The organism is Ferrovibrio terrae (assembly GCF_943371255.1).
GTDB lineage: Bacteria > Pseudomonadota > Alphaproteobacteria > Ferrovibrionales > Ferrovibrionaceae > Ferrovibrio > Ferrovibrio terrae_B.
In genome coordinates, this window is the sequence record NZ_CALRUC010000064.1 from 1 (window position 1) to 23,595 (window position 23,595).

Annotated in this window: 25 protein-coding genes; 5 read left to right on the forward strand and 20 right to left on the reverse strand. The window is 65.5% G+C overall.

The features are described 5' to 3' along the window. From AAG799_RS14005 to AAG799_RS14050, 10 genes are all read right to left on the reverse strand, one after another. Positions 1-329: aldehyde dehydrogenase family protein (locus tag AAG799_RS14005; RefSeq protein WP_341896906.1), on the reverse strand; the 329-nt coding region annotated here is incomplete at its 3' end. A 26-nt stretch (positions 330-355) separates the two neighbouring features. Next, a complete protein-coding gene (locus tag AAG799_RS14010; RefSeq protein WP_341896908.1) occupies positions 356-1,177 on the reverse strand; it encodes an SDR family oxidoreductase in 822 nt (273 codons plus the stop codon). Then, positions 1,174-2,181 (reverse strand): Gfo/Idh/MocA family oxidoreductase, encoded by a 1,008-nt coding sequence (locus AAG799_RS14015; RefSeq protein ID WP_341896909.1) that lies wholly within the window; start codon positions 2,179-2,181, stop codon positions 1,174-1,176. Before AAG799_RS14015 ends, AAG799_RS14010 begins: the two co-directional genes overlap by 4 nt. After that, on the reverse strand, positions 2,174-2,491 hold the full coding sequence (locus AAG799_RS14020) for a cupin domain-containing protein (RefSeq protein WP_341896911.1): 318 nt from the start codon (positions 2,489-2,491) through the stop codon (positions 2,174-2,176). The genes AAG799_RS14015 and AAG799_RS14020 overlap by 8 nt, the downstream gene beginning before the upstream one ends. After that, positions 2,488-3,111, reverse strand: a complete 624-nt coding sequence (locus AAG799_RS14025) for an ATP-binding cassette domain-containing protein (RefSeq protein ID WP_341896913.1) — start codon at positions 3,109-3,111, stop codon at positions 2,488-2,490. The genes AAG799_RS14020 and AAG799_RS14025 overlap by 4 nt, the downstream gene beginning before the upstream one ends. Positions 3,112-3,113: 2 nt before the next feature. Continuing rightward, the gene (locus AAG799_RS14030; protein ID WP_341896915.1) at positions 3,114-3,809 is read right to left on the reverse strand and encodes an ABC transporter ATP-binding protein; all 696 of its coding nucleotides are present in this window, start codon (positions 3,807-3,809) and stop codon (positions 3,114-3,116) included. Beyond that, positions 3,809-4,552: an ABC transporter ATP-binding protein gene (locus AAG799_RS14035; RefSeq protein WP_341896917.1), complete on the reverse strand. Its 744-nt coding sequence runs from the start codon at positions 4,550-4,552 to the stop codon at positions 3,809-3,811. The genes AAG799_RS14030 and AAG799_RS14035 overlap by 1 nt, the downstream gene beginning before the upstream one ends. Then, on the reverse strand, positions 4,552-5,571 hold the full coding sequence (locus AAG799_RS14040; RefSeq protein WP_341896919.1) for a branched-chain amino acid ABC transporter permease: 1,020 nt from the start codon (positions 5,569-5,571) through the stop codon (positions 4,552-4,554). The genes AAG799_RS14035 and AAG799_RS14040 overlap by 1 nt, the downstream gene beginning before the upstream one ends. A gap of 4 nt (positions 5,572-5,575) precedes the next feature. Further along, a complete protein-coding gene (locus AAG799_RS14045) occupies positions 5,576-6,496 on the reverse strand; it encodes a branched-chain amino acid ABC transporter permease (RefSeq protein ID WP_341896920.1) in 921 nt (306 codons plus the stop codon). A gap of 66 nt (positions 6,497-6,562) precedes the next feature. Continuing rightward, positions 6,563-7,852, reverse strand: a complete 1,290-nt coding sequence (locus tag AAG799_RS14050) for an ABC transporter substrate-binding protein (protein ID WP_341896922.1) — start codon at positions 7,850-7,852, stop codon at positions 6,563-6,565. Positions 7,853-8,034: 182 nt separating this feature from the next. On the opposite strand from AAG799_RS14050, the gene AAG799_RS14055 reads away from it, so the two are divergent. Continuing rightward, positions 8,035-8,913: a MurR/RpiR family transcriptional regulator gene (locus AAG799_RS14055; RefSeq protein ID WP_341896924.1), complete on the forward strand. Its 879-nt coding sequence runs from the start codon at positions 8,035-8,037 to the stop codon at positions 8,911-8,913. Between the two features lie 6 nt (positions 8,914-8,919). Here AAG799_RS14055 and AAG799_RS14060 read toward each other — a convergent pair whose 3' ends face one another. From AAG799_RS14060 to AAG799_RS14075, 4 genes are read right to left on the reverse strand one after another with little or no spacing between them, the layout of a single operon-like run. After that, the gene (locus tag AAG799_RS14060) at positions 8,920-11,103 is read right to left on the reverse strand and encodes a tetratricopeptide repeat protein (protein ID WP_341896926.1); all 2,184 of its coding nucleotides are present in this window, start codon (positions 11,101-11,103) and stop codon (positions 8,920-8,922) included. Between the two features lie 13 nt (positions 11,104-11,116). Next, positions 11,117-11,776: a hypothetical protein gene (locus tag AAG799_RS14065; protein WP_341896928.1), complete on the reverse strand. Its 660-nt coding sequence runs from the start codon at positions 11,774-11,776 to the stop codon at positions 11,117-11,119. Between the two features lie 20 nt (positions 11,777-11,796). Next, positions 11,797-12,978: an FkbM family methyltransferase gene (locus tag AAG799_RS14070; protein ID WP_341896930.1), complete on the reverse strand. Its 1,182-nt coding sequence runs from the start codon at positions 12,976-12,978 to the stop codon at positions 11,797-11,799. 6 nt (positions 12,979-12,984) lie between these two features. Then, the gene (locus tag AAG799_RS14075; RefSeq protein WP_341896932.1) at positions 12,985-13,818 is read right to left on the reverse strand and encodes a phytanoyl-CoA dioxygenase family protein; all 834 of its coding nucleotides are present in this window, start codon (positions 13,816-13,818) and stop codon (positions 12,985-12,987) included. A 180-nt stretch (positions 13,819-13,998) separates the two neighbouring features. On the opposite strand from AAG799_RS14075, the gene AAG799_RS14080 reads away from it, so the two are divergent. From AAG799_RS14080 to AAG799_RS14090, 3 genes are all read left to right on the forward strand, one after another. Continuing rightward, positions 13,999-15,684: a tetratricopeptide repeat protein gene (locus tag AAG799_RS14080; RefSeq protein ID WP_341896934.1), complete on the forward strand. Its 1,686-nt coding sequence runs from the start codon at positions 13,999-14,001 to the stop codon at positions 15,682-15,684. A 173-nt stretch (positions 15,685-15,857) separates the two neighbouring features. Continuing rightward, positions 15,858-17,714 carry an AsmA-like C-terminal region-containing protein gene (locus AAG799_RS14085; protein ID WP_341896936.1) on the forward strand — a complete coding sequence of 619 codons (1,857 nt, stop codon included), beginning with the start codon at positions 15,858-15,860 and terminating at the stop codon, positions 17,712-17,714. A 176-nt stretch (positions 17,715-17,890) separates the two neighbouring features. Then, a complete protein-coding gene (locus AAG799_RS14090) occupies positions 17,891-18,118 on the forward strand; it encodes a hypothetical protein (RefSeq protein ID WP_341896938.1) in 228 nt (75 codons plus the stop codon). 25 nt (positions 18,119-18,143) lie between these two features. On the opposite strand, the gene AAG799_RS14095 is transcribed toward AAG799_RS14090, so the two are convergent. Then, on the reverse strand, positions 18,144-19,199 hold the full coding sequence (locus AAG799_RS14095; RefSeq protein ID WP_341896940.1) for an LLM class flavin-dependent oxidoreductase: 1,056 nt from the start codon (positions 19,197-19,199) through the stop codon (positions 18,144-18,146). Positions 19,200-19,339: 140 nt separating this feature from the next. On the opposite strand from AAG799_RS14095, the gene AAG799_RS14100 reads away from it, so the two are divergent. Then, positions 19,340-19,738, forward strand: a complete 399-nt coding sequence (locus AAG799_RS14100) for a DUF2846 domain-containing protein (protein WP_341896942.1) — start codon at positions 19,340-19,342, stop codon at positions 19,736-19,738. Here the strand turns inward: AAG799_RS14100 and AAG799_RS14105 are convergent, their stop codons facing one another. The 5 genes from AAG799_RS14105 to AAG799_RS14125 form a co-directional block, all read right to left on the reverse strand. Beyond that, the gene (locus tag AAG799_RS14105) at positions 19,739-20,710 is read right to left on the reverse strand and encodes an MBL fold metallo-hydrolase (RefSeq protein ID WP_341896944.1); all 972 of its coding nucleotides are present in this window, start codon (positions 20,708-20,710) and stop codon (positions 19,739-19,741) included. A 151-nt stretch (positions 20,711-20,861) separates the two neighbouring features. After that, positions 20,862-21,191 carry a general stress protein gene (locus AAG799_RS14110; RefSeq protein WP_341896946.1) on the reverse strand — a complete coding sequence of 110 codons (330 nt, stop codon included), beginning with the start codon at positions 21,189-21,191 and terminating at the stop codon, positions 20,862-20,864. A 176-nt stretch (positions 21,192-21,367) separates the two neighbouring features. Beyond that, positions 21,368-21,547, reverse strand: a complete 180-nt coding sequence (locus AAG799_RS14115) for a DUF1328 domain-containing protein (protein ID WP_341896948.1) — start codon at positions 21,545-21,547, stop codon at positions 21,368-21,370. A 264-nt stretch (positions 21,548-21,811) separates the two neighbouring features. Then, a complete protein-coding gene (locus AAG799_RS14120; protein WP_341896950.1) occupies positions 21,812-22,792 on the reverse strand; it encodes a Gfo/Idh/MocA family oxidoreductase in 981 nt (326 codons plus the stop codon). 38 nt (positions 22,793-22,830) lie between these two features. Further along, positions 22,831-23,595: MFS transporter (locus tag AAG799_RS14125; RefSeq protein ID WP_341896952.1), on the reverse strand; the 765-nt coding region annotated here is incomplete at its 5' end.

The following is a 23,595-nucleotide window of genomic DNA, read 5'->3' on the forward strand; positions in this document are numbered from 1 at the left end:
TGTTCGATGGCCGCGTTGACCTCGCCTTCAGACTGCGAAATCGGCCGGCCGATTTCCATCGACAGGGCGCGGGCGATGGCGCCCTTGCGCGCTTCCATCTCGCGGGCGATGCGGCGCAGGATCTTGCCGCGCTCCCAGCCATGCACCGCTGACCATGTCGGCAGGGCGGCGCGGGCATGACCCAGCGCCTCGGCCACTTCGGCCGGACCGCAGGCCGGCTGCAGCCAGAGCACCTCTTCGGTGCAGGGATCGACCACCGGCAGCGATTCATTATCGGTCTTGTTGCGGAAGGCGCCACCAATCAGCGCGCGAGGCTGGTCCACGGTCATGCTTTGAATCCTCTTGGAGTATGTTCTTACTGCGATGCGGTGACGCCGCCGTCGATGTAGACGACCTGGCCGGTCATGTAGCTGCCGGCCGCGGCGGCAAAGGTGATGATCTGGCCAACGACTTCGATGGGCTCGCCAATGCGGCCGAGCGGATTGCGTTCCAGGATGAAATTCTTGAACGCCGGCCGGTCGAGATGCGGCCGGATGCGGTCCGACTGGATGAAGGTCGGCGCCACGCCGTTGACCGTGATGTTGTGCGGCGCCAGTTCCATCGCATGCTGTTTCACCAGCATGACCAGGGCGCCCTTGGTGGCGCAGTAAGCGGAATAGCCGCGCCCGCGCAGGGCCAGCTGCGAGCGGACCGACAAGAGATGGATCTGGCGACCGCCCTGGCCGCGCGCGATCTGGTCGCGCGCCGCCGCCTGCGCCAGAAACATCGCCGACCGCAGGTTGGTCGCATAGACCTCGTCGAAGGTCTCCGGCGTGACCTCGAGGATGGTCTGCTCGCGCTGGATGCCGACGCAGTTGACCAGGACGTCAACACCGCCCATCCGTTTGATCGCCTCTGCGGTGGCGGCGAAGATGGATTGCTCCTCGCGGGCATCCAGCGCAAGGCCATGGGCCTTGCCGCCGGTGGCGACAACGCGTTCGGCCAGGGCCTCGGCCTTGTCCAGGCTGGGCCCGGCGACACAAATCTCGGCGCCCAGCCTGGCCATGGCAACGGCGATGGCTTCACCGATGGCGCCATAGCCGCCCGGAATGAAGACGCGCAGGCCCCGAATGCTGAAGAGGCTGTCCACCTGTGCCAGGTCGATCACCGGCGTGAGACTTTCGGTTTGAACATTCATTGGTCGACCTCCACGCCGGCGGCACGGTAAACACTTTCCATCAGTTCCAGCGTCTTCAGATTGTCGAGCCGGTCGGTTTCAAACGGCGTGCCATCCCTGAGGCCGGTGATGAAGGACCGGATGGCCGTGTCGAAGCATTCCTGGTACCGGCCGGTCAGGTCGACCTCCTCGACGGTCTCCGCTTCACGGCCGACGATGAAGATGCGGTTCAGCTCCATCACAATGGTGCCTTGCGTGCCGATAACCTCGAGCCGGTCGCCATGCAGCTGCGGATAGCCGGGCGCGCAGAGGCTGCCATCGGCCGTGGCGATCAGGCCGTTCTCGCCTTCCATCAGGATGGCGGCCGTATCCTCGCCGGGCAGACCCTCGGCCAGACGCCCCAGCCGCGCGGCGACCACCCGCAGCGGCCCGACCAGGCAGAGCAGAATATCGAGATGGTGGATCATGGTTTCAAACACGAGATTGCGCGGAAACCACTTCAGGTATGGCTGCCGCTCGATCAGGAACGGCACCGCCCCCTCGCGGTCGCAAAGCCCCGAGCCGCGGCAGGAAATCGCCACATGCCGGATCCTGCCGATGCGGCCTTCATCGACCCAGCGCCGGACCGTCATGTAATGCGGCCGGAACCGGTAATTCTCATGCACCATGAACCGCACGCGGTCACCCACGTCTGCGACCACGCCGCGCGCTTCGGCCACCGTGGCACACATCGGCTTCTGCACCATGATATGGACACCGGAATCGGCGGCCAGCCGCGCCATCGGGGCATGGGCGCCAACCGATGCCGCGATATCCACGACATCGAAGCCACCATGGGTGAACATGTCGATGGCATTGCCGTAGACACGTGAAACACCGAACTCCCGCGCGCGCGTTTCCGCCTTGGCGCGGTCGGTGTCGCAGACCGCCACGATCTCGGCACCCGCCGCCGTCCAGGCGCGCAGGTGATACAGGCTGATCAGGCCGCAGCCGATGAGCGCGACGCGCAGCTTGCGTTCAGCCATGGCTGTTTTCGAACTTTCCGTATCCATAATGCCAGACACTGCCTGAATCGTTTGTGGTGCGAAGACTATGGCGAACACCGGCGGGAATCCGCACCAGGTCACCGGGCTTGCAGAGGCTGCGCTCGCTCCCGACCTCGATCTCGACCTGCCCGACGGCGACGACCACGAATTCATCGCTGCCGTGCACGAAATCCGCCCAGACCTGCCCGGGCGGATCGATATAGGTGTCAAAGGTGAAGCCCGGGAAATCCGCACGAATGGCGTCTGGAGCAACCGGGACGCCATAGGCATTTGACCGGAACGCACTCACGCGGCACGGTCCGCCAGCAGGCCGCCCAGATAGGCGCGCGCCGGCTCAAAGGCCAGCAGCGCATCGTAATCCGGAAGGGGCGTTACCGCGCCCTTCTGCACGAAGATGAACTGCTCGCAGATTTCCTGCAGGATTTCGAGATGGAATTTCTCGTTCGGGTGAACGCAGAGAAAGACCAGCCGGCCTTCCGACCGCAGGCGGCGGAAAAAATCGAGCATGAAGCCGATATAGCCATCCTGCGTGTTGAACTGCGGCTCATCGAACAGATGCACCATCGGGTAGTCTGAGCCGGCAGCTTCCAGCACCGCATTCGGCATCCAGGAGCGGAAATGACGGACCTGATAGGACTGGTGGTAGTGGATGGCCAGCCGGTCGCGCTGGTCGGTGCGGACGCGATGAATGTTGCGGCCCATCACCCGGACCTCGCCCGCGGTGGGTGCATTCGATCCCGTCACCAGTTCGAACAAGGTGGTCTTGCCCGAGCCGTTCGGTCCCATCATCCCGACGATGGACGGGCGTTCGATCGTGAAATCGGCCGTCAGCCGGAAAGTCGGCGTGCGGTCGAAACGGCTGCGGCGGTAGATTTTCTCGAGCGACTTGACGTCCAGCATCGCGGTCATGCTCACACTCCGATCAGGCGCTGGCGCAGCACCGGATTGTCCAGCAGATCCTGGGCGCGGCCTTCGTATTCGACGCGGCCGCGATCCATCACATAGGTGCGGTCCGACACCTCCAGCGCCGCCAGGGCATTCTGTTCGACCACCAGCACAGAGATGCCTTCGTCCCTGAGCCGCTTGATGGTCCGCATCACGCCCTGGACGATGTTCGGCGCCAGGCCCTGGCTGGGCTCGTCAAACAGCACCAGTCCGGGCGAAGCCAGCAGCGCGCGCGAGATGGCGACCATCTGCATCTCGCCGCCCGACATGTTCTCGCATTCCCGGCGCATCAGGTGTTCCAGCGCCGAGAAGATTCCGAACATCTCGTCCTGGCACCAGGACCGAAACCGGGTGCGGCGCGTGCCCAGGCGCAGGTTGCGGGCACCGGTCAGCGTCGGAAAGACGCGGCGGTCATCGGGCACCCAGGAAATCCCTAAACGCGAGATGCGATGGGTCGGCATATGGGTGATGTCATGATCATCGAAGCGGATCTGGCCGCGCCGCGGCGGCGACAGGCCGAGGATGGACCGGATCGTCGTGGTCTTGCCCGCACCATTGGGGCCGAGCAGGGCAACGACCTCACCCGGTCCGATCTCCAGCGAAACGCCGAACAGCGCCTGCGTCTCGCCATAGAAGGTTTCAATCCCGGATACGCTGAGCATCAGGCCACTGCTCCCAGAGCTGAACGGGCGACCCATTTATTGGCCTTGAGCGCGGCCGGCGTGCCCTCGGCAATGACCTGGCCCCAATGGATGACCGAAATCCGGTCTGCCAGCTCGAACAGGAACCGCATATCATGCTCGATCAGGCAGATGGTGTAATGCCGGCGCAGCTGGCGGATCAGTTGCGCCAGCGCCTGCGTGCCCTTGGCGCCCAGACCGGCCGTGGGCTCATCCAGAAACAGGATGCGCGGCGCGGCAGCGAGCGCGACGGCGATTTCCAGGGCGCGGCGCTCGCCGTAGCTCAGATCCTTCGCCTTGTTCCAGGCGCGGTCGGCAAGGCCGACCTGATCCAGAACCGCCAGCGCGGCCTTGGTGAGCCGGGCATCGCCGAAGGTGGCGCGAAACGGGCTGCTGCCAATCGCGCGGAATGCCGGCAGCGCCAGCATCACATTCTCGATGACCACCGCGTCGTCGAACAGGTTCATCAGCTGGAAGGATCGCGAGACTCCCAGACGCGCAATGATATGCGGCTTGAGCCCGGTGATATTCCGCCCGTCGAAATGAATATGGCCGGCATCGGGCGCATGATGCCCGGTCAGCACATGGAAGCAGGTGGTCTTGCCGGCGCCATTGGGCCCCATGATGCCGTGCACGGTGCCGGCTTCAATCGACAGCGAGATATTCTCCAGCACCACGCGGGCGCCGAACCGCTTCTGGATACCCTGGGCCTGAAACAGTGCCATCACACCGTCTCCGGTTTGGCAGCAGGCGCAACAGCGGGCGGCGCACGGCGAGCCATGGTGTGGATCAGGCCGGCCAGGCCTTCGGGCCGCACCATGACCATGACGACGAAGATCAGGCCGTACCAGAGCAGCCAGGCCTCAGTCAGGCCGCCCAGCACATCGCGGGCGATGAAATAGAGGATCACGCCCAGCACCGGCCCCCAGAAGCTGACCAGCCCGCCGCCCACCAGCACCATCATCACGATGACGCCGGATTGATGCAGGCTCATCACATCGGGATAGGCACTCTGCTGCGCCATGGCGAAGAGCCCGCCGGCCAGTCCGGCGAACGCCGCCGACACGGTGAAGGCCAGCCATTTCCAGCGCCAGACATCATAGCCCACGAAGCGGGCACGCGTTTCATTCTGCCGGATCGCCTGCAGGATGCGTCCGACCGGCGCATTGACGACGCGCCACATCAGCACCACCGCCACGGCCGTGATGCCGGCCACGAACCAGTAGAAGGCCGCATTGTCATTGAGGTTGACACGCCACGGACCGATGACGAGATCGGGCCGCGGAATATTCAGCAGGCCATCCTCGCCGCCGGTCAGCCAGTGCAGCTTCATGGCGGTGAACCAGAAGACCTGGCCGAAGCCGATGGTGAGCAGCGCGTAGTAGATGCCGCGGCGGTGCGACAGGAATGCACCAACGATGGCGCCGGCCACGGTCGCCGCGAGGATGGCCGCCAGCAGACCGCCCCACAGGCTGACTGCCACGCCATGCTGGAACAGGCCAAAGCCATAGGCGCCGATGCCGAGATAGGCGCCATGGCCGAAGGAATGCAGGCCGGTATAGCCAAACAGCAGGTTGAAGCCCATGGCGAACAGAATCCAGATGGCGATCTCGACGCCGAGATACTGATAGAGCCCCACCCATTGCAGCCAGAAGGGTGCGGTCGCCAGGATGGCGACAAAGAGGGCCATTGGCAGCGTGAAGGGCGTGCCGCCGCGGGCCGGAATATCGGAAAGCGTGATCATCGATTCAGTTCTCCAGCGCACTGCGGCGTCCCAGCAGGCCGCGCGCACGGAATCCGACGATCGCGATCAACAGGATATACATCGACATCAGCGACCAGGCAGGCGCATAGGCACCGGTGATGCCGGTCGCCATTCCCACAAGAAGGGCGGCGGCGACAGCACCCCAGAAGCTGCCGACACCGCCGATCACGATGATGAGGAAGGCCGGGATGACGACATCGATGCCCAGATGCGGGCGCAGGCCCCAGATCGGCGCCATCACCATGCCGGCGATGCCGGCGAGCGCCGAACCGAAGCCGAAAACGATCAGGCGCAGGCGAGCCAGGTCGTAGCCCAGCGCCCGGACCATCTCGCTGTCATGCGCGCCGGCCTTGATGATTGCGCCATAGGGCGTGCGCTCCAGAAAGAGCCAGACCATCAGGATGGCGACAATGGCAAAGCCGGCGGCGTAGAATTTGTAGGTCGAGAAAATCAGCCCGCCCATCAGGAAGGCGCCGCTGATCATCTGCGGCACCGGCATGTTCTGCTCGCCGGTGCCCCAGATCAGCCGGATCGCCTCTTCGACGACAATGGCGGCCCCGAAGGTGAGCAGCAGGCCATACAGCGGTGCCTTGCCATAGGTCGGGCGCAGACAGAGTTCGAGCAGCATGCCCGCGGCACCGGCCAGCACCGGGCCCAGTGCCAGACCGATGAAGTACCGGCTGGCCATCGGCAGGTCGAGCCACCAGATGCCGAACGGCGTGCCGGAAAACCAGCCGGCGCCAATGGTCGAGAGGGCCAGGTAGGCGCCAAGCGTGAAGAGCGAGCCATGCGCGAGGTTGATCACCTCCATCACGCCCACAATCAGGGTGAAGCCCAGGGCAATCAGGGCAAACAGCAGGCCAAGCGTAAGCCCGTTGACGACATGCGGAACAAGACTGGTCATGTGAATCGGTGTTGCGACGGTGGCAAAAAAGAGCGGGCGGCGCGCTGGCCGCCCGCAGTTTCAGGGTTACGCATCGAATGTCGGTGTGGACTCGTAGGATTCCAGCTTGCAGGCGCCGCTCGCATCCGGATCCAGCGCCTCTTGCGGCGAGGTGTTGCCGAGGATCTTGAACATGTCGTCCGGATCCTTGGTGCCGACATTGGCGGTGGCCAGATAGATGGACTGCTGCACCTGGTGCGTCACCGGATCGATCCAGGCGTCATGGTGCTGCATGCGGTCGCGCGCCGGCATCTTGTGGCCCTCCAGCGCCTTGATGACCTTGATGTTGTTGGTGGAGCCGGCACGCTCGATGGCACCGAGCAGTTCGCGCACCGCCCAGTAGCCGTTGTAGAACACGTTGCCGGGCACCTTGATCGCGGTATCCGGGAACATGGTCTTGTAGCGCTTCACGAAGTCGGCCACGCCGGGCAGATCGAGATTGTAATACCAGGTGGTGCCGAACACGCCGAACAGGTTGTCGAGCGGCAGGCCGTAGACATCCGGCCAGTCCTGCTGGTTATTGATCCAGGCGGTCTTGTCACCCATGCCAAGCTGCGCGATCTGCTGGCGCATCGCCTTCTGGTCGTCGCCGCCAATCGCCGCGGCGACGGCGCCCGGCTTGAGCTGCTGGATTTTCAGCAGCTGCGAGGAGAAATCGCGGGTGCCCTGCGGCACCAGGATTTCCTCGATCATTTCTCCGCCGAACTGCTTGAGCAGCGCCTTGGTGGCCGCGGCAGTCGAGTGTCCCCAGACATAATCGTTGGTCAGCAGCACCCACTTCTTGCCGAACTTCTCGATCGAGGCCTGCACGGCGGCCTTGGCGAAGTTGGAGCCGTTGGCATCGAAGACGAACTTAACGCGATGGCAGTTCTGTCCGGCTTCCGACGGCGCGCTCGAATTGGTGTTGAGGTAGATGACGCCGTATTTCTGCGCCACCTGGCTGATCGCATTGGCGACACCGGAATGGATGGCGCCGACCAGGAAGCCGCAATTCTCGCGGGTGATCATGCGCTCGGCGACGCGGCTGCCGGTGGCCGGCGTGGTCTCGGTATCCAGATGGAAGGTTTCGATCTTGCGGCCGAGCACGCCACCCTTGGCGTTGGCCTCGGCGATCGCCATCATCATGCCGCGCCGATCTTCGGCGCCGGAATTGGCATACTGGCCGCTGGCATCAGAGGTAATGCCGATCCTGATCGGCTTGGCCGTGGCCTGCGCATAGACGCGCGTGTGCATCCACGGCCCCATAAAGGCCATACCGCCCGTGGCGGCCGCTGCCGTGGTCAGTAGCCGACGACGGCTAATCTTGGACTGAGCCATGTTGTTTTCTCCCTGGTTGGCGCTCTTTACGGGCCTGATCTGTGGCGTCCCCTGAACCATCGAACGCCGGTTCAGGGAAACTGAACAAAAATTCTATTTACGTCAATGAATATTTTTTCTATGGAATTGAATATTCCGTTCAATGATGGAATCCCGGGCTAAAATGCTGTAAAGGCTAGGACATGAGCGATCAGCCTGCTTCTAACGCCTCCCCGATTTCAGTCGATGACCTGGTAGCATCACCCGGAGCCGAGACCTTCGACGGCCTGCGCCAGCGCATCCGCGACCGCTTCGCCACGCTCAGCCCGCATCTGCAGCGGATCGCCCGGGCGTCTTTGGAAGAGCCGAATGGATTCGCGCTGAACACCACCGCGAAGATCGCCGCCGATCTGGAAATTCAGCCCTCGACCCTGATCCGCTTCGCCAAGGAACTGGGCTATTCCGGTTTCTCCGATCTGCAGCGCGTGTTCCGGCAACGCCTGATCGAGGGCGAGCCGACGGTGCGCGAGCGCGTCTATTCCGAAGAGACCGCGCGTCCGGGACCGCTGAATGTGCGCGACCTGCTGCAGACCTGCGTCGCGGCGCATGTGGCCGCGCTGAACGATCTGCTGACGCATTGCGATACCGACAGCCTGGTCAAGGCCGTCGACATGCTGCGCCAGGCCCGGCATGTCTATATCGCCGGCCTGCGCCGCTCGCGTCCGATCGCCGCCTATCTCGCTTACGCCCTGACGCGTTCCGAACGCGCCAGCAGCCTGCTGGATTTTGCCGGTGGCATGGCCGGTCCCCAGATCGCCACCATCGGCCCCGACGACATCCTGGTCGCCATCGCCTTCCCGCCCTATTCAAGGCCGGTGGTTGATGTCGTGCTGGATGCCTATGTCAGCGGCCGCAAGGTGCTCGTCGTCACCGACGGCCCCACCAGCCCGCTGGCCAGCAACTCGCATGTCCAGATCTATGTTGATGCCGGTGCGGCTTCGGCCTTCCAGCCGATCTCCGGCGCCATCGGTCTGGTGCAGACCCTGGTCACCGCGCTGAACTGGACACCCAAGGCCGACTGACCGCGATCACCGCTCCACCACATCGAACGCGGCCGGCGGCTGGCCGGCCAGGTGGGTTTCCCACATCTGTGCATAGGCCGATTCAAGATTGCGCGTCAGCCGCGCGATATCGAACAGCGGCGCGGTGAGGCGCTGCGCCTGCAGATGCTGCTTGAACGCGGCAATGCGTGCCGGATCGCGCGCCAGGCTGAGCGCCAGCGCTTCGTAATCAGCCAGGCTGGTGGTGATCAGCTCGGGCAGGCCGATGGCGGTGAGCAGGCTGCCGGCCACGCGGCTGATGAAGGTATCGCCCGCACAGGTGAGCACCGGCAGGCCGGCCCAGAGCGCATCGGACGCCGTGGTATGCGCATTGACCGGCAGCGTATCGAGGAACAGATCGGCGAGCGCCTGCCGGGCCAAGTGATCGGGCAGCGCCAGCGGCGGCGCGAAGACCAGACGCGCAGGATCGATGCCGTGCGCCTGCACCTCGCGGCGCAGATTCTGCGTCGAGCCCGGCGCGCCCTCCAGCAGCCACAGCACGCTGTCCGGCACCTGGGCGAGCAGGCGCATCCAGAGATCGAAGATGCGCGGCGTCAGCTTGTAGCTGCCGTTGAAGCTGCAGAAGACAAAGCCCTGCTCGGGCAGGCCGCATTCAGTGCGCGACGGCGCCCAGCTGCCGATGGCGCGCTGGGTATCGTTGGGCTGGTAGCAATGCGGCAGCGCCACCACCTTCTCGGTGAAAAAGCGATGCTGTTCTGGCGGAATGATGAAGCGGTCGGCGATCACATAGTCGATGAAGCCGGCGCCCATGGTGCCGGGATAGCCGATGTAATTGACCTGCAGCGGCGCCGGGCGGCGTGCCAGAATCTCGGCCCGCGCATTCTGGGTATAGCCCTTGAGATCGACCAAGATATCGATCTGGTCGTTGTAGATCTCCTGCGCCGCCGCATCATGGGCGAGCGGCTTGAGATCGGTGAAATGGTCGAAGCCGGCGACCAGGCGGCGGCGGATCTCGGTATCGGAGTCAGGCCCGATGGAATAGGCGAAGGTCTCGAAGCGGCTGCGGTCGTGGCGCTCGAACAGTTCGGCCATCAGATAGGCGGTGGCATGCGGGTGAAAATCCGCCGAGAGATAACCGAGCCGGATTTTATCGCGGCGCTGCGGCGCGCGCGGCGGCAGCGCCACGGCACTCTTGCTGATGCGGGCGGCATAGGCGGCAGCACAGAGCAGCTGCTCCTCCGGCGTCGATGCCAGCGTGAGCAGCGCAAAGGGCGTGATTTCCGTCGGGCCCTGGCGCACGAAGCGGCGCACCTTGCCATCCACGCTTTCGTCGAAATCGCGCCAGTCGCAGATCACGCGCTTTTCATAGGACAGCTTGGCCCAGACCACCGGATGATCGGGTAGCTGCGCGGCCACCGCCTCGAACTGCGCGATGGCTTCGTCGCGGCGATCGAGCAGGACCAGCAGCGTGCCGAGATTGAGCCGCGCGCTGGTGAAATCGGGCTTGACCTGCAGCGCCATGCGATAGGCTGCCTCGGCGCCGGCCATGTCGTCCATCGACTTGAGCGCATTGCCGAGATTGTTGTGGGCCTCGGCGATATGGGGCGCCACCTCCAGCGCCCGGCGATGCCAGGCGACGGACTCGGCATAGCGGCCGAGTTCGAACAGGCAGACGCCGATATGGGTCATGCCCTGGTAGAAGCGCGGATTGAGCGCGACGGCCCGCTCATGACTGGCCATCGCCTCGTCCAGCCGGCCCAGTTCGCGATAGGCGATGCCGAGATGGTAGTGCGAATGCAGGTACTCCGGGCGGATGCGGATCGCGGCTTCGTAGCAGGCGATGGCCTCGGCCGTCTCGCCGCGGCTCCGCAGGATATTGCCCAGGTTGTTGTAGGCGGATTCATTGGGCTGCAGCCTGATCGCCTGGCGGAAGGCGGTGATGGCCTCGTCGATCTTGCCCTGATTGCGCAGCACATTGCCCAGATTGTTATGGGCCTCGGAGCTTTTCGGATCGATGCTGATGGCGCGCCGCAGCAGCTTGGCGGCTTCGTCGAGCTCGCCGCGGCCATAAAGCAGCACGCCCATATTCTGCGCCGCGAGCGGATTGCGCGGCTGGCGCAGCAGCACCTTGCGATAGAGCTTTTCCGCTTCGTCCAGCTGGCCGGCCTGATGCGCCTGCACCGCCTGGACCAGAACCTTGTCGGCCGCCATGTCCCGCTCCGCCCTAACCCGCCCCGACCATAGCGGCGCGGCGGTCGAGCGCAAAGATCTGCGCATAAAGCGGCACGTGATCGGCCGTCAGCCCGGCCGGCAGCAGCGCCGGATAGGCGGCGAGCGCGCGGCGCAGCGCCCGCTGGTCGAGGCCTTCGACCAGCAGCAGGCTGTCAAACGACCTGTCTTTCGGGCGCAGGCTTTTCTCGCTGGTCTGGATCGCGGTTTTTTCCTGGTCGGTCTCCAGCAGATGCGCCTGCGCGATACGGTCCTGCGCCAGCAGGCCGGCCAGGATGGCGGCGGCATCCGGCAGGTCGCCCGCAGACGGCAGGGCTGCGATATAGCTGCCGCGGCCGATGCCCTGCGACAGCACGCGCCGGCCGCCGCCGCGCACGAAATTCTGCAGGATCGGCATGATGCGCTGCGACCAGGCGGTGGGCGCATTCAGCCGCGCCAGATAAGACGGGCCGGACAGCGCCGCCGACGATTCCAGGTCGTAGACGATCAGGAAGCGGTTGATGCTGTCGCTGATGGCGCGGAACACGCGCACGCCGAGGAAACCGTCGACACCGAGCCGTTCGGTGGTGTGTTCGCGGGTCAGCCAGTGCAGATAGTCGGTCTCCTGTGCGGATTCGACATCGCTCCAGATCGCCAGAAAGCCTTCACCCTGCATGATTGTTCCTGATTGATGGATCAGCGCCGCAGCGCGTAAAGCACGGTATCGACCCCGTCGGGGCCATGTTCGCGCAGGAAGAAGTCATAGCGCGGCTGCAGCCCATGCAGCAGCAGCGGAATATCCCACAGATCATCGGGCCGGTGATAGACGCTGACGGCGAGTGCTGTCGCATCGCGGGTGATGGCGGTGTGCGTGCCGGCAATCGCCTCGCGCTCGAAGCCCTCGACATCGTATTTCACGTATGTGGCCATGAGGCCACGCTCACTCAAGGCATGATCGACGCTGTCGAGCGCCACGGTATCGCCGCCGGCGGCCTCGGCCTCGGCGACCGACACGGTATGCGAGGCCTCGTTGCCGAGCGGCAGGAAGCCGATGCGGCCGGGCGCGGCACCGGCCGCCGCCTGAACGCAGCTGACCTGCATGCCGGTGGCGGCCTGCACGCGCGTGGCAGCCGCCTGCAGTTTGGCAAACGACGCCGGATCGGGCTCGAACGCCACGGCATGGGCATGGCTGTCGGGATGCCAGGCGGCAAAGGCCTCCAGCGTATCACCGGTATAGGCACCGCAATCGACAAAGACCAGTGTGGCATCATCGGCGCAGAGTCGCGGCCGCGTGACCAGGCCGGCGGGGAAATAGATCGCGCGGTCGACCATGCGGGGCGCGGTGAAATCCAGCGTGACACGCTGGTTCACCAGCTCGCGGAAAATCGTGCGAGAAAGATCATCGGCCAGCAAGGCCTCGACGCGGGCGATCTGCGGCGTGCTGTCGCGCAGCAGCTGCGGCGTGCCATAGCCATAGATCGGCGGCAGCGTATCGAAGGCGGTGTAGAGATCGGGCAGCGACAGCACGCGGGCAAAGCCGCTGTCGTTGAGGCCGCGCATCACCGTGCCGATGGTGACATCGGCGCGATAGACGCAGTTGACGACAGGAACCTGTGCGCCGAATTTGGCCAACGCATCGCTGCGCGACCACACCGGCAGGCCGGCGATGTCGCGCCCCTGGTCGGCGGCGACATCGGAGATAAATCCATGCAGCGCCGGCGCATCGGGCATGTCGGCAAGCCGGCGCGCCAGCTGGCGGCCGTTGTTGCCGGCGCCAAACAGCAGGCAGCCCTGCTGCTGCACGCTGTCGCGCAGGCGGCGACGCGTAAGGGCGGCCTGTTGCAGGCGCGCGGGAGCGAGGATGTCGGCCAGGCTCAAGGTGCCTCAGCCCGGCTTCTGCGCGGCGTCGATCTTCTGCTGGCGCCAGGCCTGCACGCTGCGCGGCGGATTCCACTGGTAGCCGAACAGCTGGCGGTCTTCCGCCGTCTCGGCATGGCGGCCGCCCAGCATGCTGGCGATATCGATCTGCTGGGCGATGATCGGCAGGGTGTAGAGGTTGTTGATCGCCACCCGCGGCTTGTCGGTGCGGTTGGGCGCGCCGCGATGATAGGTCATCGAATCGAACATGAAGATGCTGCCGGCCGGTGCCTCGAACTGCACCTCCCATTTGCGCACGAAATCGTCGGACGGGAAATTCTCGAACAGATGCGTGCCGGGCAAAAAGAAAGTGGCGCCGTTGTCGAAGGTGAAGTCATCCACCGCCACCAGCGTCTGCACCGCCAGCGGGCGCGAGGAGGTGAGATGCTGGTATTGCAGTTCGCGATGCCAGTGATTGACGTAATTGGTGATGCCGGGCTTGTTGAGGATGCCGACCTGGGCCGACAGCGTGATAGCGTTTCCTAAGCAGGCGCGCGCCACCGCCAGCGCCAGCGGATGCTTGCAGATCGCCAGGAAGGCATCGTCATAGGCGACCGGGGTGCGCACGATATTGGCGTCTTTGATCAGGAACAGATTGTCCTCGCCGCCGACCTCGGCGACCTGCCGGGCATAGATCTCATGCAGGCGGGCGCGGGCATCTTCCATCTGCGCGCGGGTGAAGGCATTGCGGATGATGGTAAGGCCGATGCGGCGGATTTCCTCGACATGGCGCTCGACCTCGGTGTCGGCACTGTCGCGCCGCAGCACCGCATGGGCATGAACCGGCTCCGGCGTCGTCATCGTCTTGCGTCCTTCCTGCATGCCCGGCCGTTCTGGCCGGCGGCCCAATCTGACCGATCAGCGTTTAATAAATTATAAAGCAGCAAGGGCAGCGGGTCGCTGTCGCTAACGTCATATTTTATTTAGACTTCCCGTCTTATTCAGACAGCCGGGCCGAAGCTGCGGCCGGCGAAGGGAAGCATGACAGGGGTAACACTCGAGGCCGTGCTGGCCGAGATCAAACAGACGCTGCAGCGCGAGGGCGCGGCGGCGGCTCTGGCCTATGCCCAGCAGGCCTATGCGCAGAGCGGCCAGGATGCCCGGCTTCTGATGCCGCTGGCCCAGCTGCACCTCGCTGCCCAGCAATATGATCCGGCGATCCAGATTCTCGATGCGCTGTCGGCGGCCAATCCGGGCAACCCCGGCATAGCCCAGCTGCGCAGCACCAGCCGGCGCAGTCGCTTCCTGGCGCAGCAGCATGGCAACGCGCCGTTCTATCCCACCGTGCTGGCGCTGCGGCAGGATGTCGAGGCAGCACTGGCGGAAGGCGATATCGACTATGCGCTGACCGTGCTGCATGAAGCGGCCTATCGCCTGGTCAAGGAAACCTCGCGCGGCGACTACGAGCCGGGCAACGATGCGCGGCTGGATGCACTCTGCCTGCAGGCCGGCGCGGCGCTGGCCGCACGGCTTGGCCTGACGCCAATGGGGTCTGATCCCGATGGCCCGATTGTCTATGTCGCCACCGCGATCCATGAATTCGGCGGCCACAGCCGCGTGCTGCTGGATTACATTCGCCGCCAGCCCAAGCGCCGCCATGTCATCCTGCTGACTGAGATGAACATCCGCGTGCCGCCGGCCGTACTGCAGCCGATCCTGGACGCGCAGCTGGCCGGCATCGACTATACCATCCTGCGTTCGCCCGGCGGCCGCAACGACGCCATCGCGCGCTGGCTGTTCGAACAGCTGGCCGCGCTGAAGCCAGCCGCCAGCTTCATTTTCAACCACCCCTACGATCCGATCGGCCCGGCGGCGATTGCGCTGCTGAAACCGGGCGTGGTGTATTTCAACCATCATGCCGATGGCGGCTTCAGCCTGGGCGCCAGCATCGCGGTGACCGGCCATATCGACGAGACGCCGGCCTGCCATCATGTGCTGTGCCGTGCCACGCCGGGGCTGAACCCGCTGTATATCCCGCTCACCATCCCCGATCCCGGCGCGCGCGACCCGCAGGGCTTCCTGAAAGACCGCCCGCTGCGCACCGCGGTCTGCGCCAGCGCCAACAAGTTCACCGACCAGGATTATGCCTATCGCTATGCCGAGATGGTGCCCTTCATCCTGGCGCGCAGCGACGGCGAGCATCTGCATATCGGCCCGCTGCCGCCGGATTTCCTCAGCCTGATCGCCGCCAACCTGCAGCGCGCCGGCATTGCAGCTGCGCGCTTCCGCCATATCGCCAATGTGCCGAGCCTGAGCCGGGCGCTGGGCGAGCTGGATGTCGATCTCTATCTCACCTCCTTCCCCGGCGGCGGCAGCAAGGCCGGTGTCGAGGCGATGGCATCGGGCACGCCGGTGCTGTGCCACCGCAATTACCTGTCGCGGTTCGGCAGCGGCGTGGCCGACATGATGTATCCAGACGCGCTGTTCTGGCATGACCATGACAGCCTGGCGGCGGCATTGCGGGCGGCACAGTCGCGGCCCGAACTGGCGCGGCAGTCGGCGCTGGCGCGTGCCCATTTCGATACGCATCATGCCCCGGCGGTGGTGGAGCAGGCCTGGCGCGACGGCAAGCCGCGCGGCCTGGAGCCCCCGCCGCTGCCGCCGCACCGGCCCGACCGCGTGCAGCGCGCGTTTGACAAATTCAGCCGGCCGGCGCCGAAAGCCTGAACGCGCCGACGGCACCGCCGGCAGCGATGCTTGGCTGCAGGATCTGCGGGATGTTTTCCATGCCCGCGCGTTCGACACATGGACCCCATGCTCGCGCCGCGCCAGATTGCGCTGGAGCCGCGACGCGAGCATATTGCCACGCCCGATAGCCATGCACAGGACGCCCGCGCCGGATGATCCGCGTTGCCAAGATCGCTGCCATCACCGGTGTTGCCCTGCTGCTGCTGGCGGTGCTGGGCGTGGCGCTGCTGCTGAGCTGGCCGCGCCCGGCAGTGGAATATCTCGCCAGCCATCTGCTCGACCGGCGCGTGACGCTGGGCGCCTTCAGCATCACCTGGCAGGAGCCGGTGCAGATCGCGCTGCAGGATCTCAGCATCGCCAACATGCCGGGCGGTAGCGACACCGCCATGGTGGCGATCGAACGGCTGGACGCCAGCATCGACCGCGCCGCGCTGCTGCAGGGCAGGCTGATCTACCGGCAGCTGCGCGTGGAGCGGCCGCGCATCGCACTGGAGCGCGACGCCCGGGGCCGCGGCAACTGGGAGTTCGGCAGCGACGATGCCGACAGCAGCAGCAACAGCGCCAATGCGACCGGCCGGCTGGTGCTGGTGCCGAAAAACCGCCGGCAGTTTCCCAGTCTGCTGGATTTCCGCCTCAGCCAGGGCGAGCTGCGCATCCGCACGTCTTCAGGCAAATGGCTGCGTCTGCCGCTGGACGACCTCGCCATCCAGGCCAGTGACGAGGATGCGCCGGCCAGCATCATCTTCGATGGCGGCTATAACGACACCGACGCGCAGCTGACCGCCACCACCGCATCCTTCAATGCCTTCCGCGATGCGACCCGGCCCTTCGATGCCGCCTTCAGCATCGTCACCCCCGGCGCCAGGCTGGATTTCAAGGGTGTGATCGGCAACCCGCTGGATTTCGACGATGTCGAAGGCCGCCTGGGACTGGAGGCGCGCCGGCTGGATGATGTGATTGCCATCTTCGATACGCCGGGCGGCATCACCGCGCCGGTGAAACTGAGCGGCGGCTTCAGTCGCGGCGGCGATGCCTGGCGGCTGGAAAACATGAGCGGCGATATCGGCGGCAACCGTTTCGATGGCCGCCTCGCGCTGGATGAAGGCGGCCGTGGCGAAGCCGATGCGCTGCAGATCCGCCTCGATTTCGCGCGGCTGGATCTGCCCACGGTGCTGCCCAAGGATAACGGCCGCGACTGGCGCAGCATCACGCTGCGCCCGGCCAGTGCAGCCGATACCGCGCATCTCGATATCCAGGTCAGCGCCCAGACATTGCTGCATCACGGCCGGCGCTTGCAGCGCGTGGCTGCCGCCGTTGAAGTCGCGGCCGGCCATATCCGCCTGCATGGCGCCACAGCGGCGCTGGGTGACGGGCATCTCAACCTCAGCGGCCATCTGGCTGCCGGTAGCGGACAGACGGATGCCACCCTGCAGACCACCTTGCGGCTGGAGCAGGTGGATGCCGGCGCCCTGCTGCAGCTGCTTGGACTGGGCAGCGATGCGGCCCTGCTGACCGGCAGCGTGGATGGCCGCGCCAGCCTGACTTCCACTGGCGTCACGCTGGGCGATGCGGTGAAAACCGGGCGCGGCCATGCCGTGCTGGCGATGCAGCAGGGCCGCATCGCGCGCAAGCTGGTGGAAGCCGCCTCGGCCGACCTGAGCGCCATCTTCCGCAGCCGCGATGACGATACCGCGCTGCGCTGCCTGCTGGGCGCCGCCACGCTGAAGGACGGCACGCTGCTGCTGGCGCCGCTGGTGCTGCGCAGCGATGGCGGCACCATTCGCGGCGCCGGGCAGATTGAGCTGGCACCGCAACAGCTGGAAATGACGCTGCGCTCGGACCCGAAAACCACCGGCCTGCTGGCGCTGGATATTCCGCTGCGCATCCATGGCCCGCTGGCAAGCCTGTCGGCGCAGCCGCTGCGCGGCGCGAGCCTGCCGAACCTGCCGCCGCCGGCCCTGCCGCCGGAGCAGAGCACGCTGGCCCGCGCCAATCCCTGCTGGCAGTGAGGCCATTCGTCGCGGTTTTGCGCCATATCGATCAGAATCCGCAAAACTGTGATGGCGAACGGAACGGCGCTGTAAACACCACGTTATATAAGCAGCCTAAACCTGTCCTGCCCTATTGCGGCCACAGACTGTGTCGCAAATGGAACTGTCGGATCAGGGTAAAAGGAGTGCTCCCCATGCAGACCAATATCCAGAGCCTTGACTGGACTGTCGACGCTGCCGCCATGATTGCCGAGAATGATGATTATGTAGTTTCACTGTATGATGGCACCAATGGCAATTACGATGTTGCCTTCATCCGCGCCAAGCCCGCCGCGCGTTATATGGCGCCCGATGCCGAGCGCGTCGTCCGGCGCGAGGCGCGCGTCGCCTTCACGCTGGCGATGCGGCAGCAGCGCAGCTGAGCGCCTGAACGACTAAGCGATTGAGTCAGGTGCCGGCGCGGGCCGTACGCCGGGGTTCTGCCGCCATAGTGGCGAGATCGAATTCGCGCGCCAGCAATTCGTAACTGCGGCGCTTCACGTCGCGGCTGTGCGTCCAGGTCAGGATGACGATCTCGTCCAGCTGCTGCTCCTGCGCCAGCCGGCGCAGTTTATCCGCCACCTGTTTGGCCGAGCCGGCATAAGAACTGACCCAGAGATTTTCCATCTCGATTTCTTCTTCAGGGCTGAACGGCGGCAGATCGTCGGGCGCCAGCAGCGGCCCGAGCCGGCCGCGGTTGCGGTCGATGCGCCAGCGCGCCCGGCTGCGGAACCAGTGGCGCGCCTCGTCCTCGGTCTCGGCCGCCAGCGCCCAGACGCAGAGATTGGCCTGCGGCGCCTGGAGAAACGGCGATGGCTTGAAGCCGCGGCGATATAGCTCCAGCGCCTGGCCGGCGCCGCGCCCGTCGGTGATGAAATGCGCGAATGAATACGGCAGGCCGAAATGGGCCGCCAGCTGCGCGCCGTAATCCGAACTGCCCAGCATCCACAGATCCGGCGCGGTGGCGTCTGACATCGGATGCGCCGTCACGCTGCGGAAGCGATGGCCCTCGGGCAGCTCGAGGCCATGGCTCCAGTGCAGCAGGTCGCGGACCTGGGCGGGGAAATCGTCGGCGCCGTCGTTATGCGGGTTGAGCGCATAGGCCGTGCGGCCATCGGAGCCCGGCGCGCGGCCGACACCCAGATCGATGCGCCCTGGCGCCAGCGCATCCAGCACGCGGAACTGCTCGGCCACATGCAGCGCGGAATAATGCGGCAGCATCACGCCGGCGGAGCCCAAGCGGATACGTTCGGTTTTCATCGCCAAGGCGGCCAGCAGTACCTCGGGCGATGAGCCGGCGATGGAAGCATGATTATGGTGTTCGGCGATCCAGAAGCGGCGGTAGCCCAGCGCCTCGGCATGCTGGGCCAGCGAAACCGTATCGCGGATCGCCTGGTCTTCCGGGGTGCCGGCGGAAACGGTGGACTGGTCGAGGACGGAGAGGCTGATCTCGGGCTGGGTCATGTCCGGCATCTAGCGCAGGCAGGCCGGAACGGCAAGCCACCAGCCTTGTAAAGCCTGCGGGCAGCGGACTAGGCTTTTCGCCAAGCATGGGGGATCGACGCATGACACGGTGGTTCAAACCGGGGTTCAGACCGGCGCTGATGGCGGCGCTGGCCCTGCTCGTCACAGCATGCGCATCTGTGGTGCCCGAGGCGGTTGATCCGGCACTGAACGAGAGCAATTCCGCCCTGCTTTTCCTGTATCGCTCGCAGGACCAGTACAGCGCGATGGATATGCCGGCCTTTTACCTGGACGGCCAGCCGATCGGCACCGTCGAACGCGGTGGTGTCATCATCCGGCGCGTGCCGGCCGGTCTGCGCCGCCTCAGCCTGCGGCGACCGATGTTTGAAGACGCCGCCTCGCTCAGTGCCATGTTCGAAGCCGGTAAGGAATACTATGTCCGCTTCGGTGTTTCCGCCGCCGGCAGCTTTGGATCCTTCATCTCGCCATCGGCGTATTTCAGCCTGGTGGACGGCAGCTGGTACCAACAGCGGCGCTGATCACCCGTTCAAACTCGCCCACATCTGCTGGTCACGCTCTGCCGTCCAGATGCGCGGGTGATCGAGGCCGAGCGCCTCGTCATAGGCGCGCGCCACGTTGAAGGGCTGGCAGTGGTCGAAAATAGCGAAGTTGCCAAACCGGGGCCGCATCGCGTCGTTGCAGCGGTCAAAGGCATCCTTCAGCGGCAGACCTTTCGCGGCGCTCTCTGAAACAGAACCATACAGCGTGGTGAGGAAGTCGCGGGTCAGCTGCAGGCCGTCGCTCACTTCCTTCGGGTTGCCCAGCGCATCGCCGCGGCCGGGCACCAGCGCCTTCGAATTGAACTCGGCGATCCGGTCGAGCGTCTTCGGCCAGTCCTTGAAATGCGCATCGCCGCAATAGCAGGCCGAGTGGTATTCGACCAGGTCGCCGGAGAACAGCACGCCGGCATCGGGCACCCAAGCCACCGTGTCGCCCGCCGTGTGGCCGCGACCCAGATGCATGATCTCGACGCGGCGCTTGCCCATGTACAGCGTGAATTTCTGCGGGAAGGTCATGGTCGGCCAGGTGAGGCCCGGAATGCTTTCAGCCGCGCGGAACAGGCGCGGGAAGCGGCCATATTCAGAATCCCAGTCTTCCTTGCCGCGCTCGACGATGAGGCTGCGCGTGGCGTCTGACGCCAGGATCTGCTGCGGCTGGTAGGCCGAGGCGCCGAGCACGCGCACGGCGTGGTAATGCGTCAGCAGCACATACTTGATCGGCTTGTCGGTGACCTTGCGGATATACTCGATCACCTGGCCGGCCATCTTCGGCGTCGCCTGGGTGTCGATCACCATCACGCCGTCATCGCCGACAATCACACCGGTATTGGGATCGCCCTGGGCGGTGAAGGCATAAAGCCCCTCGCCAAGCTGGCTGAAGCTGACGACCTTGTCTTCGGTATCGGCTGTGGAGGCAAACTGAGGCGCGGCCGATGTGTGGAGCGGGGACATGCTGGTTTCCTTCCCGGGATTTTCCCCGATAGTGAACCAGCGGCCCGGCTTTTCAAAGCGTCATTCCGCGCGGAGGATAACCGGCGCTGTCGCAAAAAAAGGACGGACCGCGGGGTTGCCGCGATCCGTCCACACAATCTGCAGGCGGGCGCTAGTGCTGGCCGCCCTTGCGACCGGCCGCGGCGGCGCGGGCGCGATCATTGGCAAAGTTGCCGCCGCTTTCCTGGCCACCCTTGCGCCCGGCTGTCGCCGCCAGTTCGCGGTTCTGCGAGAAGCTGCGTTTTTCATCGGGCACCGCGCGACCACCCTTGCGGGCAATCTCGCGCTGCCGCGCCGGGTCCATGGCGGCAAAGCCGCGCGCGGCGCGCGGCGGGGCGGATGTGGTCTCACCTGCCGCTGTTTCAGCCGACCGGGTTTCATCGGGCTGGCTGCCGGCCTTGGACGGCGGCATCTGCGGCGGCGTGGTGTGATTCTCTGCCATATCTATGCTCCTTCAACGCATGGTGACCCTTTCCCAACACCACAGGCGGCGGAGTGTTCCCCGCGGGGGGTGTGACAAATGGGTGCCGTGCAAAAAATTTGGCGGATGCCGAGGCATCCGCCGAGTTGGGGGGAAGGACCTGCAGGGAAAAGAAGAGTTGAAGTCCGGCGTGCCGACTAGATGGCGGGCGGGCGGCGACCGGTGATCAGATGCGCGATCAGGCTGACCACGAAGATCACCAGGAAGATGAAGAACAGGATCTGCGCGATGCTGGCCGAGGCAGCGGCAATGCCGCCGAAACCGAACAGACCGGCGATCAGCGCCAGAACAAAAAAGATCAGGGCCCAGTAAAGCATGACGGCCTCCTCTATTTGTTTTGGCCGGTGCCGTCCCGATCGCGCGGGGGGAGGAACGCTCGTCGACGGCACCGGCCGTGCAGTCGGGAATGAAACGCCCTGTGCGCGATTCAGTTCACCGCCGCGCTGCTAGAAAACCGGGAGAAAGTTGTGACCACGATGTCACAGCCGGCGCAGTACTGCGCCGGAGGGATGTCACAGCCGGCGCAATGCTGCGCCCGGTTATGGCAGAATCTCAGGAGATTCAGGCGATGGCTGGCAGGATCAGCCGCGCAGGATGGTCTCGACCACGCGTTGCACCTCGGCGGCCTCGGCCAGGGTGGCGAGATCCTGGGCCTGGCCATGGGTCAGCGCCGCCACCTTGTTGAGCTGGCGCTGCAGCACCAGCGGTCGCATCTTTTCGTTCGGCAGCGCATCGGGCGCTTCATGCCAGCTGCCGTCCTTGTCCTGGCGTTCGGCAATCGACCAGTCGCGCAGGCGGATGCTGCCCTTGGGGCCGATGATGCGGAACAGATTGTGGTCGGGCTTGTCGGTTTCGCCCACCGTGCCGCTGATGCTCACCGGCAGGCTGCCGGCGTTCAGCGTGACGGCGATGCTGCGTTCGGACTGTTCGGCTTCCGGGTAGGCGATGCTGTGGCCCTGCAGGCTGAGCGGACCGAACAGGCGGCGTGCCAGAAACAGGAAATGCGAGCCGACCTCGCGGGTGAAACCGCCCTGCGCGCGGGCATCGAGCCAGCTGACCGCATCCATCTGCCAGGGCCGCGGCCACTGCATGAAACCGATCTCGACATCGATGCGCTGCACATCCCCCGTCACGCCCTCGGCCATCCAGGCGCGCAGCTGGTCGACCGCAAAGGAAGACGCGAACGGGAAATTGACGCCGCCACGCCCGCCGCTCTTGGCCGCCTCGGCGACAAACTTTTCCGCATCGGCCACATCGACGGCCAGCGGCTTTTCGCAGAACACCGCGCGGCCTTTGCCAAAGGCTTCGCGCGCATAGGCCAGATGCGAGGCCGGCGGCGAGGCGATGTAGAGACAGTCGCAGGCCTCGATCACCGCGGCAGCCGAACCAATCTGCACCACCTGCGGCAGATCGGCCTTGAGCCGCGCCATCGCCGCGACGGACGGATCCCACACGCCGGCGACGGTAAGCACGGCCGGATCATGGTTGAGCGCGGCGCGCAGCAGGCGCTCGCCCATGATGCCGTAACCGATGATGCCGAGCCGGACCGGAGCGGAAGCCATGATAAACTCTTTTCAAGATTGCAGTAACGCGGGCCGCATTATATGCGGCGGGCGATGCGTGCGCGCAAGCGCCGCTGGCGCTCGGCGGTGATCGGATAGCGCCACATCACCGCGATAGCGGCCAGCTTGAAGCCCACCGGCGCCCAGGCATAGAGCGCCGCCAGCACAAACAGCGCCGGGCCGGCATTGCCGGTGGCGCCCGGGGCGAAACCGGCAAGATCGAGCAGCGGGAAGGCGATGCCCACAGCGGCGGCCAGCGCCAGCTTGGTCGCCATGCCCCAGAGCGCGAAGAAAAAGCCGGCGCGCTGCTGCCGCGTGCGCGCGGTATCCAGGTCGATCACATCGGCCTGCATGGCCGGCGGCAGCGCCAGATCGGCACCGAGGCAGATGCCGGTGAGCAGCGAAATGATGCAGAAGGCCACCGCATCGCCGGCGCCGAGCAGCGGCACAAAGGCAAACACCGCACAGTTCCACAGCATGGCGCCGATCCAGACCCGATGCTTGCCATGTCGCGTGGCAAGTTTCAGCCACAGCGGCACCGCCGCGATGCCGGCGCCGAAATACAGCAGCAGCACCGCACCGGCCAGCGCCGGCGCCTGCAGCACATGGGTGACATAGAGCAGCACCAGCGTCGCCGGCAGGCCATTGGCGACGCCATTCAGCAGCCAGGCCAGCAGCAGGCGGCGGAACGGCCCGTTGCGCCACACCGCCCGCAGGCCGGCGACAGTGAAGGACGGCGCCGCGCCCTGTGCCAGCGGCGGTTCCGGCACGCGCCACAGCGCAATGGCAACACAGACCGGCAG